Origin of the sequence: Mucilaginibacter paludis DSM 18603 (assembly GCF_000166195.2) — a bacterium.
Classification (GTDB): domain Bacteria; phylum Bacteroidota; class Bacteroidia; order Sphingobacteriales; family Sphingobacteriaceae; genus Mucilaginibacter; species Mucilaginibacter paludis.
The window spans coordinates 7027035-7045565 of record NZ_CM001403.1; the positions used below are offsets into that span (position 1 = coordinate 7027035).

Genomic DNA, 18531 nt, shown 5'->3' on the forward strand with positions numbered 1-18531 from the left:
CTTGGTTATAATAAAAGCCCTACAACACGTGGAAATGCAAAAAAAAGACATCAAAGATCTGTTAAACCGGGTTGAATTAGGCATTGCCACGCCGCAGGAAGAGGAAGTAGCGCAATTTTGGCTGCACCGCTTAAATGAACAAGCCGGTGCTGGCCTAACCGATGATGATTTGTTGCAGGCCCGGGAAGCTATGTGGCAAAACATCAACACCCGCAAACATGCCAAAATTTATCCTTTTAAAACACGCAGGTGGATGGCCGCCGCAGCCGCCGTTTTGTTATGTTTAAGTATGGGGGGCTACTTTTTGTACCGGCAAATAGCCCCGGGGCAAATAGCGCAAAACCTGCGCTTTAAAAATGATTTGGCTCCCGGTAGTAATAAGGCTATGTTAACGTTGGCTAACGGGCAGAAAATTATATTGAGCGAGGCCAAAAATGGAACCTTAGCAAACCAGGGCAATATAACGGTTACCAAAACAGCAGATGGGCAAATTGTATACCGTGCGGCCCCGGCTGCGCCAATGGCTAAAGTAGCCGGTGCAGCGGTGGGCTTCAATACCATTACCACGCCGCGCGGCGGCCAATACCAGGTTATTTTGCCCGATGATAGCCATGTTTGGCTCAATGCGGCATCATCGTTAAGTTACCCAACTGCATTTACCGGTACAGAGCGTAAAGTTAAGTTAACGGGCGAGGCTTATTTTGAAGTGGCAAAAAATAAACAAATGCCATTTAAGGTAGAGAGCCAGGGCCAGCAGGTTGAAGTATTAGGCACGCATTTTAACATTAGCGCTTACGCGGACGATGCCGATACCAAAACTACTTTGCTGGAGGGCAGCGTGCGTTTAAACAACCGGGTGGTGTTAAGGCCGGGCGAGCAGGCAACCATGCAGCCGGGCGTAGCGCTGGGCATTAGCGCGGCCAATACCGATGATGCCATTGCCTGGAAAAACGGCAAGTTTAAATTTGAGAACGAAAATATTAAGGATTTGATGCGCAAGGTAGCCCGCTGGTACGATGTGCAGGTGGATTACGAGGGTGGCATGAGCAGGCAAAATTTTTCGGGCAGCGTATCGCGTTTTGATAGCATATCCAAATTGTTAAATATTTTAGAATCAACCAATACCGTACATTTTAAAATTGAAGGGAGGAGGATTACCGTTATGCCATAACCTATACCCTAACGGTGAGCCTTAAAAGGAAGTCAGGAGTGCTTGGAACCACCCCTGACCGATTGCAGGGTTAACCTTTCTATAAATTACTGCGACAAACAATTATTTACGATTAAAAACCCTAACAATTCAAATGTATGAATTTTTACTTTCTTAAGCGCAGGTATAATGCCGGCGCTTTGCATAAAACCCTGCTGGTTATGAAGCTGATTACCATTTTCCTCACAACAGCCATTATGCAGGTAAGTGCCGGCAGTTTTGCCCAGCGCATCACCCTGATTACCAAAAACAGTACGCTTAAAAGCGTGATCGACCAGATCCATCAGCAAAGCGGATACGATTTTATTTATAACAATTTTGATTTGCAGGGCGCAGCGCCTGTAAGCATCCATTTGAATAAGGTTGAGCTCGAGAAAAGTATCGAGATCTGTTTAGCCGGGCAGGACCTGGATTTCGAGATCAAGGATAAAACCATTATCCTGAGAAAAAAAGAAAGAAACCTGATCGATAAGCTTTCGGATGTTATTGCTCCTGCAGGGCTCATCAAAGGCAGCGTGATTGATGTTAATGGCATGGGCCTGCCGGGCGCAGTTATCCGGGATAAAAGCCGTAAAACAACTACGTTTACCAATACCAAAGGCGAGTTCGCCATCAATGTAGAAGATGGAACAGTGCTGGTGGTATCTTTTGTGGGCTTTAAAACGCAGGAAGTTGTGGTTAGAAAGGGCGCCAAAAGTTTGATCATTACGATGGAGGAGGAGGTATCTAAGCTGGATGAGGTATCGGTAGAAGGCTATCGCAAGGGCTCCCAGCGCTTAGCCACCAGTAATATTTCGAGGATAACCGCCGAAGAGCTGGATAAGCAGCCTGTACAAAACCCCTTACAAGCTTTGGAAGGCCGCATACCGGGTATGGTAGTCAGCCAAACTACTGGTGTACCCGGAGCCCGTTTAAATGTCGAGATCAGGGGGCGCTCTAATTTTGATAATTTTTTATCAACAGATCAACCTCTGTTTATTATTGATGGCGTGCCCACTGCGGCCGGTAACGATAAGGTTAATGTGCAAAGCGGCCCCTTTGGCCCGGCAACAACCAACGGCCTTTCGGCTTTCGCCGGGCTTAATACCGCCGATATTGAAAGTATTGATGTTTTAAAGGATGCCGATGCCACCGCCATTTACGGCAGCCGGGGCGCTAACGGCGTTATACTAATTACCACCAAAAAAGGCAAAGCCGGTAAAATGATTTTAAGCGCCAACGCTTATTCGGGCATTAGTACGGTTACTTACCTTACGCCATTGCTTAATACCCAACAGTATATTGCCATGCGTAACGAAGCTTTTGCAAATGATAAGCTAACCAAGACCAATTCAAACGCTTACGACCTGTTGCTCTGGGATCAAAACCGTTATACAGATTTTGAAAAATTGCTGATTGGCAATAAAGCGCGTGCCACTGATGCGCAGGTTAATATCTCGGGCGGGAGCCTGAGTACCACCTATCGGATAGCTACAGGCTACCATAAAGAAACAACGGTGTGGCCAGGCGATAAATCGAGCGATCGCTTATCAACCAGTTTTAACTTAAATACCCGCTCGCAGGATGAAAAATTTACTGCTGCCCTCACCGGCAATTACTCGGTAAGCAATAGCGATTTGGTAGCCGGCGACCTGGCCGCCGCCGCCATTTTGCCACCAAATTACAGGTTGTACGATGCCAACGGAAACCTCGCCTGGAACGAAGGCGGTATTTACGATGGCAAAGATAACCCCCTGGCTTTGCTCAAGCAGCAATATGCATCGGCCATGTACAACTTAAACGCTAACCTGGTGCTTAATTACAGGTTACTGCAAAACTTAACTTTAAGAAGTAGCTTTGGTTATAACAGTACCCAAAACAACGAGCAGCGGGTAATACCGATAGCTTCTCAAAACCCGATGAAGCCCGGTGGTGCAACCGGAACAAGCGGCTTTGGCAATACGTTTTTCAGGAATGTAATTGCCGAGCCTCAAATTGAGTATAACGGGCATGTGAGCAAAGGCAAGCTCAATGTATTATTGGGTACAACTTATAATCAACTCAATACATCTACGCAAAGCATCAGCGCGTTAGGTTACACCAGCGACGATTTAATTGGCTCGCTCAAGGCAGCTACCTCCATCAGCGCTACCAACTCAAGTTCGCAATATAATTACCAGGCCATTTTTGGGCGTATAAATTACAATTGGGAAGATAAATACATTATTAATTTTACCGGCAGGCGGGATGGCTCAAGCCGGTTTGGGCCCGATTTGCGTTTTTCAAACTTCGGTGCGGCAGGTGCGGCCTGGGTGTTTTCAAACGAGGAGATCTTAAAAAATAATAAGGTAGTAAGCTACGGTAAGTTGAGGGCCAGCTACGGTACCACCGGTAACGATCAGATCGGTAACTATACTTACCTTGATTCATGGTCGGCGGCAAGCGGCTATACCGACTCTACAACTTTGCTTCCTACCAAGCTTTATAACCCTTACCTGCATTGGGAGCGCAATAGCAAGCTTGAATTTGGATTGGAAATGGGTTTTTTTAAAGATCGTATCCTTTTCACGGCATCGGCCTACCAAAGTATCACCTCCGATCCGTTGGTTACCTACCCCTTACCCAAAATTACCGGCTTTGCCAGCATCATTCAAAACCTGGAGGGTGTCCGCGTACAAAACCGTGGCCTTGAATTTACGCTTACTACAAAAAACCTTAACGGCGGGAGCTTTAAATGGTCTACCGATTTTAACATGACGGTGCCCCAAAATATTTTAAAGCAATACCCGGATATCCAGAATACGGCTTACGCCACCAGATATATTTTGGGTAAATCGTTAACAGAAATATTTAGTGCGCAATATAATGGTGTCGATCCGGCAACGGGTTTATATACCGTAAAAGATGTAAACGGTGATAAAATAGCTTCATCGGCTGATTATGCCGATTATGGTAATTACGATCCTAAGTTTTACGGTGGAATTACTAACTCGTTTAACTATAAACGCTTTAGCCTGAGCTTTTTTGTTCAGTTTACCAAGCAATTGGGCAGAAACTGGCGGCAAAGCGGCGCCGTGCTCAGCCCTGCCGGTACGGCCAATAATGTGCCCACCCTGGTGCTGGACAGATGGCAAAACCCGGGCGATATAACCGACGTTCAAAAATTTACGACCAGTGCAGGCTCATTAACGGGTTTGTCGGGTTATTACGCAGGTTATTTTTCAAACTTGTTTTACGTTACCGATGCCTCGTATGCTCGTTTAAAAAATGTTTACCTCTCTTACGATGTGCCGTCAAAATGGCTAAACATGGTACACGTCAGGTCGTTCAGGGTTTATATGCAGGGGCAAAACCTCTTTGTGATCACACCTTACAAAGGTGCCGATCCGGAAACACAAAGCTTTACCTTGATGCCCCCTTTGCGCACCATTACTGCAGGTTTACAACTCTCACTTTAACATTTAATGAGTCATGAAAATAAATTATATATATAGAAAAATCAGTATATGTACCTTGTTCACCGTATTGATATCGGTATCCGGATGCAAAAAATTTGTGGAGATTGATCCCCCTATAGATTCCATTCCAGCGGTACAAGTGTTTGATACCGATGCCAAGGCCGATGCCGTAATCAGGGGTTTATATGTGGATATGGTGGGCAGTACAAACTATGCCTTCGGCGGCGCAGTATCTGTAGGCCTTGGCCTCAGTGCCGACGAGTTAACGGCTACTACGCTAACTACGTTAAACTCTTATCCCGATTTGTATAACAACTCGGTTAGCTCATCAAACCTTGTTTTGGGGTATTACTGGGGCCCGATGTATAACATGATCTATGTGGCCAATGCCACTATCGAAGGTATCAATGCCTCCACCCAAATGTCGGCCGCGGCAAAACTGCAATACCTGGCCGAAGCTAAATTTATCAGGGCGGCCAATTACTTTTACCTGCTTAATTTATTTGGCGATGTGCCGATGCCGACCACCTCAAACTATAAAGTGAACTCCCTTTTGCCGCGTACACCTGTTGCAGATGTTTATAATTTAATTCTCGACGATTTAAAATTTGCCCAGGCCAACCTTACTCCGGCTTATATCAGCGGGGCAAACCGTTACAGGGCCAACCGCTATGCGGTGAGCGCTTTGCTGGCCCGGGTTTATTTGTACCTGCAGGATTATGCTGATGCAGAAGCCATGGCAACGGATGTGATTGACGGGGCTGTGGGGAAAGTTTCGTATAGTTTAGAAACTACTTTAACCAATACCTTTTTATTAACCAGTAAAGAAGTTATTTTACAAATTGTACAGCCGGATAAAATACTGTATACCTGGGAAGGGTACGCGTTTATTTCAACCGGCGTACCTAACTATCAGATCAGCGATGCGCTTTATACTTCGTTTGAAACCGGCGACCTGCGAAAAACCAATTGGATAAAAACCAATACTGTAGGCGCCAAGGCTTATAATTTCCCTTATAAATATAAAATAAACAGTGGTACAACGGCCACAGGGCCACGTACCGAGGCCTTGGTTTTTTTGCGCCTGGCCGAAGTATACCTCATCAGGGCCGAGGCCCGGGCGCAACAAGCGGGTAAACTTGCTGCCGCCATTGCCGATTTAGATGTGGTACGCAACCGCGCCGGCATTAGCTTAATTGCCAACACAAAACCAACCATCAATCAGGCCGATTTGCTTGCCGCAATTGCCCATGAGCGCTTTGTAGAGTTTTTTGCCGAACTGGGCCACCGCTGGCTCGACCTTAAACGTACCGGACAGGCCGATATTGTACTTAAAAACAAACCTAACTGGCGGCCCGAGGCTAAACTGTTCCCCATACCGGCAGGAGATATTATTGCCGATCCGTTTTTAAAACAAAACCCGGGCTATAGTAACTAATTGATTTACCTATAACAATAACATATGAAAGTTAAAAAATTAAGTCTGTACCTGGCTTTTGCATTAATACCTGCTGCGGCCTGTGCCCAGAGCGATTATGTAACCATTAGTGGCAAGGTAAAGCCATCGCATAACGGCGAAGTGGTGATGTTGGTCCACAGTGGCCCCAAAGGTGCCGTAAAGGATAGCACCGTGGTAGCCAACGGAGCCTTTACCATTAAAAGCGAAGTTTATACACCCGAGGTAGCTTACATCAGGTTAGGTAAAGTGCAGCCCGCCAATAGCCTGGATATTTTTATTTCGAAGGGTGAAATCAGCTTGCTTACTGCCGATTCGCTCCAATATGCTACCGTAAGCGGCAATAAACTTGCCGAAGATTATGTACGGCTGATGGCTACCGTGCGCCCCCTGGTTAAACAACGTGCGCAGCTAACTGTCCAATATCAGGCCATTGCGGCGGCAGACCGTAAGGGCGAAGAAGGGAAAGCCCTGGTGGTTAAAATTATGGATGTTGCCAAAACAGGCCTTAATGCCATTTACGATTTTATCGATCATAACCCCGATTCGTTTGTTTCGCTCGATTTTTTAGAGAAGGTTTCGGGCGCTGCCATCAATTACAAAAACACCATGCCCCATTTTGAAAAGCTCAGCAACCAGTTGAAGAACACCGAAAAGGGGAAGGCCTTTAACAAGAAGTTAATGGCTGCTAAAAGCATGATGGTTGGCTCAAAGGCCAAAACCTTCGAATCATTAACGCCCGACGGAAAAAAGCTCGGCCTGCAGGAAGTGGTAGCCACCGGCAAATATACCCTGATTGATTTTTGGGCAAGCTGGTGCGGCCCCTGCCGTGCCGAAAACCCCAATGTGGTAAAGGCCTACACAACCTATCATGATAAGGGTTTCAATATCTTAAGCGTGTCGTTAGATACCAAAGCCGATGCCTGGAAGGCCGCCATCGCTAAAGATGGCATGCCCTGGTACCATGTATCCAGCTTGCTGGGATGGAAAGAGCCCGCCGCCGAATTATACGGCGTACACGCCATTCCGCAAAACGTACTGGTTGATGCCAAAGGCGTTATTATAGCCACCAATTTACGTGGCGAGGCTTTGATTAATAAGCTAAAACAACTGATGTAGGGAGGGAAGCCAGAAGTGAGAGGCAGGAAGCAAGACGCAGGAGGTAAGAAGCAAGAAGGAGTAAGAGGAAGGTTATTGAAAAGAGAAAAAATAAGCGTACAGTTGCCTGCTTCTCACCTCTTATTTCTTACTTCTTACCTCCTGCTTCTTACCTCTTACTTACTTCTTCCCACTCCATCCTGAAAACAAAAAAAACGATGAAATTAAAATATTTTAGAACAAGCATTTTATGGGTTTTGCTGCCTGTTTTTGCCATGGCGCAAAGTGCTGATGTAACCGTAAGCGGTAAGTTTGATGCTACCCATAATGGCGATACGGTAACGGTTTTGTATCAATCGGGTAAAAAATTTACTTTGGGCTCAGGCATCATTAAAAACAGCACTGTTACCATCAACCTGGTTGCTCCGCCGCCGCAGGTTATTCATTTATCGATGGGCCGTACCGTTCCGCACGACCAGAGGAGTATCTATGTGTCCACCGGGAACATCACTTTTACTACCCGCGATTCGTTAAAATACGCAGTAGTTAGCGGCGGCAGCAAGCTAACCGAGGATTATGACCGCATGAACAAACCGGTTGCGCTGATAAGCGATCAGAAATTCAGGTACTGGAGCCAGCTCAACGCCATACCTGCCGGGCAGCGCAACGGCCAACAGGCAAAGATGATCGAGGCCAGGGTAGAAGATTTAAAAAAGCAGGAAAGCGCCGCCATTTACCAGGCAATAGATGATAACCCTAATTCATACATCGCCTTAATGTTTTTAATAAACATATCGGGCAGTGTGGTGAGTTACGATACAGCCATGCCGCACTTTGAAAAGCTGAGTGCCGAGCTCAAAAGTTCGCCCGAAGGAAAAGCGCTCGAAGAAAAAATATTGGCCGGAAAAAGCAAACGTGCCGGTTTAATGGCTGCCGATTTTGAGTCGCTAACACCCGAAGGTAAAACTTTACGCTTGAGCGATGTAATGGCTGCCAGCAAATATACCCTGGTTGATTTTTGGGCAAGCTGGTGTATACCCTGCCGTGCCGAAAACCCGAATGTGGTAAAAGCCTACATGGCCTATCATGACAAGGGTTTCAACGTATTAAGCGTATCGCTGGATAACAAGGCCGACAACTGGAAAGCTGCCATAGCCAAAGACGGGATGCCCTGGCTCCACGTATCCAGCTTATTAGGCCATAGCCGTCAACTTTAGAAAAAAAAGGGATAAAATTTTTTTAGAGCAAGAATCGGAACTGCAAAATTGCAGTCATTATTCGAGCGAATGAGTTCGGAACTATTTGAACCAACGGTGTTAGATGGCCTGGCCCGTAAAACAGAGGCTATACAACGCAAACGAAAAGTGGGAGGCAAGGAACTATTGGATATGGCGTTATTTGATGGAGATCAATCGTTTAACGGCATGAGTATGCAGTTAATGCGGAGGGATGGGCTTGATATTTCGAAGCAGGCATTGCATCAAAGACATCACAGCAATATGACAAAGTTTGTACAAGCCGTTTTTGAGCAATTAATAGCAGTTGAGTTACCGCAAGAGCAAACACAGGGCTTGGAGATCCGTATCAAAGATTCTACCCGTTTCGCGTTGCCGGAAGTTATTGCAGAGACATTCCCCGGAACAAAAGGAAGTGGGATGAAAGCGGGAGCATCTGTACAATTTGAATTTGAAATCAAAAGTGGTAAAAGCGATATCAAAGTAACTCCGGCCAACGCAAATGACCAGGGTGAGAGTCATCTGGACAAGGCATCAATTCAGCCGGGGGTATTATATATGAGAGATCTGGGTTACACTCACTTGAGTTATATGAACAATATTAACAAAGTCAAAGCTTTCTTTATTAATAAATTATGTCCGAAAACAACGATTTATCTATTAAAGGACGACCAATACCAAAAGTTAGAGTTGTCGAAACTACAAGGCATAACCGGCGTATTTGATCAACAGGTATATATCGGAGCTGATAAGATGCCGGTAAGGATAATAATAGAACCGGTAAGTGAAGAGCTCAAGGCAAGGCGGATAGCCAATACTGAAAAGTACAATAAAAAGAAAGGCAGTACCACCAGTAAGGGATTCAAAGAGCGGGCAGGGTTTAACTTTATTGTTACCAACCTGGTGAGCGAAAAATATAGCGCTGAATTGATCCAAAAGTTATATCACCTGCGATGGCAGATAGAATTGGTTTTTAAAGCATGGAAGTCGTTTTTAAAGATACACACGTTCCCCAAAGGAAGTTCGGATCGTATAACCAGTATATTATACAGTAAGTTGATCTGGGCAGTTTTGAGTTGGAAAATATGCATGGCTATCGGTAAGATAGGTCAAATTAGTGTTTTAAAGGTGCATCGACTAATCGCTTCTACGAAAGAAGAATTGCGAGCGCAGCTTTTAGGGATATGCTCAAAGTGGTTAGCTCTGTTGGAGAAATTAAACTTAAAGCACCTTTCAAAAGAGCACAGAAAACATAGGTTAAAAATAGAAGAAATTGTAATAAGTATTTGATTATTAGATATTTAAATACTATATTTAGATAGTTAAACAAAAATAAGAAAGGCGGGGTCATCTAAACCTCCCCGCCTTAAAAAACGAAAAATATGAGAGTAAAAATACATAGGTTTGCCCATGCGGGCAAACCGCGCCTAAAAATTAAATAACTGAAAATCAATTATGTATGAGTACAGTCGCTTAAATTGACGGCTATGGCTTATTAGGCTGGAAAGACCCCGCCGCCCAGTTATACAACATCCAGTTAATCCCCCAAAACGTGTTGATCAATTCGAAGGGCATTATTGTAGGTACCAACCTGCGCGGAGAAGCTTTAATGGACAAGCTGAAGGAGTTGCTATAGTGGATGAGGGCCGATGCTTTTATTTAAGAACTAATGATTGTTGAAGGGGGATTCCCTGATAGCCAATTACTTAAAAATTTTTCATCATAGGTAACAGATCCGGCGGCCTGAAAAAAATAGGAATGACGTTTAAAAAGCATCTTAAACTATGTCTTTGGAACGAAGCAATCGCACGGCGGCATGTTCACTCTGCCTATGTAGAGATTGCTTCGTTCCTCGCAATGACGCTTTTATACTGTCTGTCAATGACTTAAGTGAGGTCATCATAAGTAACTGACCAGGCCAACCGGAAAAAAATAGGGGTGACGTTTGTACCTTCGGTAATTATTGGAGCACAGGTAAAAGCGCGCAATGGCCCCGACTGCACGCCGGGCCGGGAGCTGGCCTGTGGGGGGAAGGATCGGGCAGTCCAAAGCCCCCTCTAAATCTCCCCCGGTAGGCATATGCGTCAACCTAAGGTAAAAAGGCAATATCGAAATCCTGTTCAAAATTGGGTCTGACTCTTTTATCGTAGGAGCAGTACCTGGCTAAAGCAATTAGATGATATCCTATCTTGCCCTTATAACTTTCTATGGCTTTAACGACCTGTATTATTTTAGAGGCATTTTTTATGAGATACCGGACTACTTTTATCATACTCAAGCCCCTTTTCTGATGTTTTTTGATGATCATTCTGGCAGGCGAAAAGATATACTGGATGTAAATGATGATCATGATAAATCTCGCATAAAGGATAAGTAATAGTTGTTTTTTCGAAACATTATGGATCTTAGAAAACTCCATGTTACTTTTCCAGGATTTGAATATGATTTCAATCCGCCACCTCAGGCTATATACTTTGAAAAGAAAGTTATAATTTGCGTCCTGTCTGGAAATGGTAGTCATAAAAATGGACCATGACATCAGAGCCAGGCACTCTTTACCCGGTTCCTTTTTGGCCTCTTTCTTAGCCTTCATCCTGCGCCTGTTTGCAATTTCGTCACTTACAGGCAAGGCGACTATCCTGATTTTTGTACCTTTTTCATTATTTAAAGTAACCTCAAAATCAAGCTGTTTTTTTGATTTTAATTCGGTGAGCAGGTTAATTCTTTCTTTTGTTTGGTTGTCTAAAAGCACTATATTACTCTGATGCCTGTATATGCAGTCCGCTTCTGCTGTCCAATGCCTCTCGATTTCCTTAAGGGTTAGATACCCCCTGTCCCGAATAACAAGGTCGCCGTTTTCTATCGTTAATTCGGGGGCGGCTTTCTGATCGTTCTTAGTATAAGAATCGATGGTAAAATAAATAAAGCTTTCAGTTATCAAATCGTAAACACACTGAATCCGGGCATTACAAACACTGGACTGGGCGTTGGAGACGCCCGAAAAAAAGCCAAACAACCTAAGGGGCAACTTAATGATTGTGCTGTCCTGCACTAAAACACGCTTAAATTTACCTGCCCTGCGCAATGAATCGATTTCTTCCTTTCCGATTCTACTGATAATAACAAGGGCCAGTATCTTTTTTAAAAAAAGCACACATGATTCTTTGTTTGTCTTTTTTGCAATTGCCTGCCTACTTACAGAAACAGTAGTTTCCGCATCTATTTTTGCCGCCAGATCATTAAAGCTAACCGTTCCATGCGTGGCCGTGCAGCAAATGGCATATAAAATATCGGCAGGCTCTATAAGACCTTTCCGTATCAGAAATCCGGTATCAATTGCTATTTTCTTTATTTGATCAGCACCAATGTTCATGGCATTTAGCAACGCTAAAAAATCGACCTTTTTCATTATGTCTTTTTGATTAATGGGTGAAATAATTTATATTTACATAGTATATATACTATGTAAATTAATCAAAAAAAATGGGATACAAAGTAAAAGTTCAAAAAGTTGAGCGAGGAGGTACCAAATCGTTTTATGTAAACTTCCCGGCAGCAGTTGCCGATGCTTGCCTGTTAGAAAAAGGCGAAGAAATGGAATGGTTGATAGAAGATAGAAATAGCTTCGTACTAAAACGTGTAAAGAAAGCCAAAACTAATCTTCCCAAACAAGAAAAAGACAAGTGAAATTAATCGCCCAAACATCTTCTCCAATAATGTCAGGTGTTAGGTTGACGCCTATGCCCGGTAGGGGAGACTTTTTAAGCCCTCCCTACCGGGGAGGGTTGGGTGGGGCTTCTTCCCGCGGCGATTGAGGTGCGCCACGAGGCGTGCGTATTAGTAATAATTAAATACCTAAAGGATGAAAGAGCCTTACAACCAAATTTGCCGTTCGGGTTGAAGTAAGCCTGGCACATTGGGAAGAAATGAACAATGTGAAGCTCAGGCGAGATGGTTCTGTAAGCTGCACCAGTAAGGCTTCGTTACGCCAAAGGATATCGGTCAAGCACCCTCATTTGCTTAAACCTGCCATGACAGTGGGAATAACGGCAATAAGAACACTGTCAGATACCCGGAGTAGAATGGTGTTGCGTGCAGGACGAAGGTAGCGCATGAACGTGGGAGACCCTAACGGGATATGCATGTCGGCATATTGCCGAGGGAGTCGGGAAAGTGCTTTACTTTCCCGCTCTACTCTACCGGGCCGATGTTCTAAATTAAGAATACTGATTTTTGGAGCAAAATATACGCAATGATAATCAATGACTTAAGAAGACGTTGTTATAAGTAACGAACCCGGCCAGCCGGAAAAAAATAGGGATGACGTTTGAAAAGTATCTTAAACTATGTCATTGAGGTACGAAGCAATCGCACGGAGGCATGTTCGCTCTGCATAGTTCGCGATTGCTTCGTTCCTCGCAATGACGATTTTATACTGTCTTTCAATAACTTAAGAAAACGTTATTATAACAGCACATCCTGTCAGCCAACGCTTCCCCTCTCATCTTACCAATCCAACTTCAACAAAGCAACCCCCTGTCGCGGTAAAACCAGGTTTACAACCGCTGCGCCATCCTTAACAAGCACCTTTTGCGCAGCCCCCATAGTTTGCAGCTGTCCGGCTTTTTCAAGCTGACTGATTTGCTGCGGGGTAGGGTTTTGTGGCGAGCCCATTTTCTTCCATACCTCGTACGAATTACTGTGTTGGTTATCGATACGGTATTGGGTTAGTTTAGCGGTTGCCGACGGTACGCCACTGATGTTGAGCCTGATGGCCGAACCAGCGTCCTGCTTGTCCTCGTCGTGGTAGTTCCACACCATTACTGCGGCGTAGCCCTTTGCTTTGGTAGCTAATACGCCAACGTCGGTTTGCTTTCTGATACCCGAGTCGAGGATAGTTTTCAGGGCGTACATCCGGTCGCTTTGCGCCAACACCCGCTCGCCCTTCATCATGCCGTACATCCGGAAAACGTTTAAAACAGGTTTATCAACGCCGTTAGTTGCCAGATCGCGGAAACCCGCAAACCAGGGCTGATCCTCAAACTCAAACGACCACGATACCGCTCCCGTAAGGTTCAAGCCAAACTGATCGGCCAGTTGATATTTACGGGCGAATGCTGCCGCAGTATAGCTGGAATACATGGTGCCGTTCCGGTAAGCATTCTCGGGGTTGGTAGCCATGCCGCAGGCCGCGCAACCTTCCGGGTCTGATTCGCCGATGATGATGGGGATGTTTTTGAGCTGCGGGTAAGCGCTGATCACCTTAAAATGTCCGTTAATATTACCCAGCTGATTGCGGATCCCCATGGTAACCACGCCGTTTACAATCCGGGGCGAACCCTTGGCATGGAACAATAGCGCATCCATCGGCGATCCTATTTTCCCCGTAACGTAATTAGTGTCCTTTAAACAATGGTTAATAAAATCGCGCAGCCACCGGGTAGCGCCGCCAGTAACATTGGCGCCGCCTATGCGGGCGGTAGGCAGGGCCCGCTTTACGCCATCTGCCGCGTAATCGTACAGCTTAAAAAACTCCGCTTCGGTGCCTTTCCAGTAGGCGCCGTCGGGCTCGTTCCAAACCTCCCAGTACCAGCTTTCAACCTCTTTTTGCCCGTAGCGGGCCACGCAATGTTTAACCCACTGATAAACCAGCTCGCCCCATTTTTTATAATCCTTGGGCGGGTAGGCCCATCCTGTTTCAATAACCTTGTAGTCCATCCCCGGTTTCCAGTAATGCCGGTAAGGCTCCGGGTGGGTAGATAAAGCCTCGGGCATAAAGCCAATTTGCGCCAGCGGTTTCATGCCGCGTTTAACGTAAGTATCAAAAATACTATCCACAATGTGGTAATTGTAAATGGGCCTGCCCTGGGCATCTTCAGTATAAATATTGGTTGACCCCCACTTTAAAGCCGCCACGCCATCGCCGGATGTGAGCAGGTTATGTGCACGCACATAAACCGGTACAGGGCTCAAAGCCGCAATTTCGGTAAGCAGCCTGCGGCCGTCTTTCATATAAGTAAAATTGGGTTCATCATAACCAAACCATGCCCATATGGGTTTCATGGGGCCAATTTGTTGGTTTAAATCAACACTAATGTTCACGGGGACTTTATCCTGCGCGAAGGCGCTTGTTTGGATAAGGGCAATAATAAGCAGCAGCAGGCAAAAGCGTAAGGGTGCAAGCATTGGTTTTATAATTGTTAGGTGTACAATTATAAGCTAAGATAAGGTATTGATATGATGTTTTGAAATACAATAAATATAGTGGTGAATGTTAACGGCATGCCTGCGCTTTTATATTCATCCACCATAATTGGGTAGTAATATTGCAGCATGCGGATGAATTTAGAATCGAGAAAATCGCAACATTGGCCAAGATGAATAATTGCTCCTACAATAGCGGGTGTCGTAATTTTACCCCGGGCTTTTTTTTCTTCCGCCCATTCCATCGCCCTAACTGCGTTGTTCTCCCAGAAGTAAATACCATGACCAAGCCAGTCGTAGTTTTCGGTACTTATTTTAATGTCGTCTGGCTGGTTAATCAATTTATTAGCCACGCTGGCATCACAGCCATGAAAACCAATCAATATGTTCGGCCTGGTGTCATACATAGGCTTTGATTAGGCTCTCGCCTCCTCAAGCTCATTATAAACTTTCATGGATTTGCCTTTTTTGGTTAGCAGGCCTGCCTTATTAAGTGAAAGAATAGCTTCTTTTTTTGACATATGTTTAGCTTCTTCCAATTTTAACTTGGCCAGCTCAATCAACATTTCTATGTCCTTATCACTCATGGTTTATCAATAATTATAATCAAATATAATAAATGCTCAATAAATTTCAAAAATTATCCCTCCCTAAATCCCCATACTCCCTCATTAAAACCTTTCTACCCTATCTGTTGTTTAATCATCACGAAGCGGGATAACTCAACCAGTTAAAAAAGCCCGTTTCGTACCAATTAAAAATAAACTATTAGACAGATATATATGGACGATGATTCAAATATGCGTAGCCTTGATACCGAGCGCATCAATATACATGAGTATTACGAAGTGGAACACTGGACAAAAGAGTTAAACACCAATGTAGAGGCCTTGAAGCAGGCCGTTGCAACGGTTGGCACATCAATAAAAGATATCGAAAAATATCTTAAACAATAAAAAATAAGCCATGAGCCTGGATAAATACGTGGAGAAGCGCGACTTTACCAAAACCGCAGAGCCCAAAGCCGGTAAAAGTGCCGACAAGGATAAGCTGATGTTTGTGATCCAGAAGCACGATGCATCGCACCTGCATTATGATTTCAGGCTCGAGATGGGCGGCGTATTGAAGAGTTGGGCGGTGCCCAAAGGCCCTTCAACCGACCCTAAAAACAAGCGCCTGGCCATGATGGTGGAGGATCATCCGTTCGACTATCGCAACTTTGAAGGCATCATCCCGCAGGGTGAGTATGGCGGCGGTACAGTAATTGTTTGGGACGAGGGCACCTACGAACCTATCGAGGAGATTAAAGGCAAAAAAGCTCAGGAGAAACATTTGCTACAGCAACTTAAATCGGGCTCACTCAAAATTAAGCTCCACGGTAAAAAGCTGGAAGGTGAATACGCGCTGGTTAAAACCCACGGCATGGGCGAAAACGGCTGGCTGCTCATCAAACACAAAGATGCTTACGCTTCCGCGGATGATATTACTAAGGACGATAAGTCGGTACTATCTGGCAAAACCATTGAGGGGATAGAGAAAACCGGCGACAAGGTGTGGCTGCACGGGCACGAGGAAGATTTAGAAAAGCCGAAGAAGGTCAGTAAAAAAAAAGCCCCTGAACCGGCAGCAGATTTAGCCGGTAACGATAGCGGCGATGCCGAAGCCCCCGATGTGGCTGCCTTACTTAAAAAAGCCAAAAAAGCGTCCATCCCCAGAGGGATTAAACCCATGCTGGCTACCCTGGTTGATGAGCCTTTTGACGACCCCGACTGGGTTTACGAGGTGAAGTGGGATGGCTACCGCGCCCTCAGTTTGATTAACAAAGGCGAGGTGGAGATGCTGTCGCGAAATAATAAGGATTTTAACGAGAAGTTTTATCCCATTTACCAGGCCCTGTTAAAATGGAAGATAGATATTGTGGTAGATGGCGAAGTGCTGGTGCTCAATGAGCAAGGCATATCCAACTTTGGCGATTTACAAAACTGGCGAAGCGAAGCCGATGGCGAATTGACCTATTATATTTTTGATGTGCTTTGGTACGATGGTAAAAACCTGATGGACCTGCCTTTAAGCCAAAGACAAGCCATTTTAAAAGAGATAATACCCACCAACGACGATCGCATCCGCCTGAGCAAAGTTTTTAAAGCCAGCGGAACCGAATTTTTTAGCGCCGCCGAGCGGATGGGGCTGGAGGGCATTATTGCCAAAAAAGCCAGCAGCACTTATTCGCCGGGTTTGCGGTCTAACGAATGGTTGAAGATTAAGGTACACAAGCGGCAGGAGGTAATTATAGCGGGCTATACCCGCAACCAGGATACCTCCAAGCAATTCAGTTCGCTGTTGCTGGGTGTTTACCAGGATGGCGTGCTGCAATATGTAGGCAAGGTAGGCACCGGGTTTTCTGATAAGCTGCAAAAGGAGATGATAGCGCAGTTTAAACCCCTGGTTACCGATAAAAGCCCCTTTGATACCATTCCGGATGTTAACAAGCCGTCGCGCTTCAGGCCCAACCCGCCCAAGGCAAAGGCAACCTGGCTTAAGCCCGAGCTGGTTTGCGAGGTAGCTTTTAGCGAGGTAACCAGCGATGGAGTTTTCAGGCACCCATCGTTCCAGGGCATGCGCATCGATAAAAAAGCCAAAGAGGTAGTACGCGAAACAGCTATCCCAACCGAACAAGTAATGGAGCAGACAGAAAAAAAAACCGGCACCCATGCCGAAGCTATTAAGCCGCCAAAGGAGAAGGGACGCAAAACTTTACTGAACCCCACAGAAGAAACCCAGGTACGCAAAATTTGCGGCCACGACCTGAAGTTTACCCACCTGAGCAAAATTTACTGGCCCGAAGATAAGGTGAGCAAGCGAGATATGTTTAACTACTACTACCAGGTTGCCGAATATATTTTGCCCTACCTGAAGGATAGGCCCATGTCGCTCAATCGTTTTCCAGGCGGCATCCATGGCCCCAGCTTTTACCAAAAGGATGTTACAGGCAAAGCGCCCGACTGGGTTAAAACTTTCCCCTATACCACCAGCGAAGGTGAGCACAAAGAGTACCTGGTTGGTACCGACGAGGCTGCCCTGCTATGGATGGCCGCCCTCGGTTGTATCGAAATGAACCCCTGGTTTAGCCGGGTGGAGTCGCCGGATAACCCTGATTATTGCGTGATTGACCTGGACCCCGATAAAAACACCTTCGACCAGGTAATTGAAGCCGCGCTCGAGGTTAAAAAGGTTTTGGATGCCATTGATGTACCCTCTTTTTGCAAAACATCCGGCTCTACCGGCATGCACATTTATATCCCGCTGGGGGCAAAGTATGATTATGATCAATCGCAAATGTTTGCCCGTATTATAGTGAATATTGTACACAAGCAGCTGCCCGATTATACCAGCCTGGAGCGTATGGTAGCCAACCGCAAAGGCAAAATGTACCTCGACTTTTTGCAAAACCGACCCGGTGCCACCATTGCCGGCCCGTACTCGTTGCGCCCCAAAGTAGGCGCTACCGTATCCATGCCCCTGCATTGGGACGAGGTAAAACCAGGACTAACCATGAAGGATTTCACCATATTCAATTCCGTAGCCCGCCTGAAAACCGAGGGCGATTTGTTTAAAGGCGTTTTAGGAAAAGGCATTGACCTTGAGAAAGTAATTGGCAAAGCTAAGAGTGTCTTTGAGGTGTGATGAGTAGGGGCATGATTGATTGATTGATTGATTGATTGATTGATTGATTGATTGATTTTTCAGGACAAGACCGAATGATTGATTCAGCACTGGCCGCCCGATCAAAAACGATGTCATCCCGACCGGAGGGAGGGAACTTTTGCGCGTGCCAGATCTGCTTTAGGCTTTTTGCAAGGGCTTGTTATACAGCAGACTTATCGCTCGCAA

Annotated in this window: 13 protein-coding genes; 9 read left to right on the forward strand and 4 right to left on the reverse strand. The window is 45.5% G+C overall.

The window, feature by feature from the left end:
- Nucleotides 1–34: 34 nt before the first annotated feature.
- From MUCPA_RS29860 to MUCPA_RS29885, 6 genes are all read left to right on the forward strand, one after another.
- Complete coding sequence (locus MUCPA_RS29860; RefSeq protein WP_008511603.1) at nt 35–1171, forward strand: FecR family protein; 1137 nt, start codon at nt 35–37, stop codon at nt 1169–1171.
- 137 nt (nt 1172–1308) lie between these two features.
- A complete protein-coding gene (locus tag MUCPA_RS29865) occupies nt 1309–4647 on the forward strand; it encodes a SusC/RagA family TonB-linked outer membrane protein (RefSeq protein ID WP_008511605.1) in 3339 nt (1112 codons plus the stop codon).
- A 13-nt stretch (nt 4648–4660) separates the two neighbouring features.
- Nucleotides 4661–6085, forward strand: coding sequence for a RagB/SusD family nutrient uptake outer membrane protein (locus tag MUCPA_RS29870; RefSeq protein ID WP_008511607.1), 1425 nt, complete (start codon nt 4661–4663; stop codon nt 6083–6085).
- 24 nt (nt 6086–6109) lie between these two features.
- Nucleotides 6110–7222: a TlpA disulfide reductase family protein gene (locus MUCPA_RS29875; RefSeq protein WP_008511609.1), complete on the forward strand. Its 1113-nt coding sequence runs from the start codon at nt 6110–6112 to the stop codon at nt 7220–7222.
- Between the two features lie 197 nt (nt 7223–7419).
- Nucleotides 7420–8418 (forward strand): TlpA disulfide reductase family protein, encoded by a 999-nt coding sequence (locus MUCPA_RS36525; RefSeq protein WP_008511611.1) that lies wholly within the window; start codon nt 7420–7422, stop codon nt 8416–8418.
- A 69-nt stretch (nt 8419–8487) separates the two neighbouring features.
- Nucleotides 8488–9726, forward strand: coding sequence for an IS4 family transposase (locus MUCPA_RS29885; RefSeq protein ID WP_008503844.1), 1239 nt, complete (start codon nt 8488–8490; stop codon nt 9724–9726).
- Between the two features lie 799 nt (nt 9727–10525).
- On the opposite strand, the gene MUCPA_RS29895 is transcribed toward MUCPA_RS29885, so the two are convergent.
- Nucleotides 10526–11845 carry an IS4 family transposase gene (locus tag MUCPA_RS29895; protein WP_008509152.1) on the reverse strand — a complete coding sequence of 440 codons (1320 nt, stop codon included), beginning with the start codon at nt 11843–11845 and terminating at the stop codon, nt 10526–10528.
- 74 nt (nt 11846–11919) lie between these two features.
- Here MUCPA_RS29895 and MUCPA_RS29900 point away from each other — a divergent pair, with 74 nt between their 5' ends.
- The gene (locus tag MUCPA_RS29900) at nt 11920–12123 is read left to right on the forward strand and encodes a hypothetical protein (RefSeq protein WP_008504097.1); all 204 of its coding nucleotides are present in this window, start codon (nt 11920–11922) and stop codon (nt 12121–12123) included.
- An 819-nt stretch (nt 12124–12942) separates the two neighbouring features.
- On the opposite strand, the gene MUCPA_RS29905 is transcribed toward MUCPA_RS29900, so the two are convergent.
- From MUCPA_RS29905 to MUCPA_RS38460, 3 genes are read right to left on the reverse strand one after another with little or no spacing between them, the layout of a single operon-like run.
- Nucleotides 12943–14622, reverse strand: coding sequence for a GH39 family glycosyl hydrolase (locus tag MUCPA_RS29905; RefSeq protein ID WP_008511613.1), 1680 nt, complete (start codon nt 14620–14622; stop codon nt 12943–12945).
- A 26-nt stretch (nt 14623–14648) separates the two neighbouring features.
- Nucleotides 14649–15047 carry a hypothetical protein gene (locus MUCPA_RS29910; RefSeq protein ID WP_008511614.1) on the reverse strand — a complete coding sequence of 133 codons (399 nt, stop codon included), beginning with the start codon at nt 15045–15047 and terminating at the stop codon, nt 14649–14651.
- A 9-nt stretch (nt 15048–15056) separates the two neighbouring features.
- Nucleotides 15057–15227, reverse strand: coding sequence for a hypothetical protein (locus MUCPA_RS38460; protein WP_008511615.1), 171 nt, complete (start codon nt 15225–15227; stop codon nt 15057–15059).
- Nucleotides 15228–15422: 195 nt separating this feature from the next.
- Between MUCPA_RS38460 and MUCPA_RS37285 the strand changes: the two genes are divergently transcribed.
- Together MUCPA_RS37285 and ligD are read left to right on the forward strand one after the other, a co-directional pair.
- Nucleotides 15423–15596: a DUF3606 domain-containing protein gene (locus MUCPA_RS37285; protein ID WP_008511617.1), complete on the forward strand. Its 174-nt coding sequence runs from the start codon at nt 15423–15425 to the stop codon at nt 15594–15596.
- Nucleotides 15597–15606: 10 nt separating this feature from the next.
- Nucleotides 15607–18324 (forward strand): DNA ligase D, encoded by a 2718-nt coding sequence (gene ligD / locus MUCPA_RS29915; RefSeq protein ID WP_008511619.1) that lies wholly within the window; start codon nt 15607–15609, stop codon nt 18322–18324.
- The last annotated feature ends 207 nt before the right edge of the window (nt 18325–18531 follow it).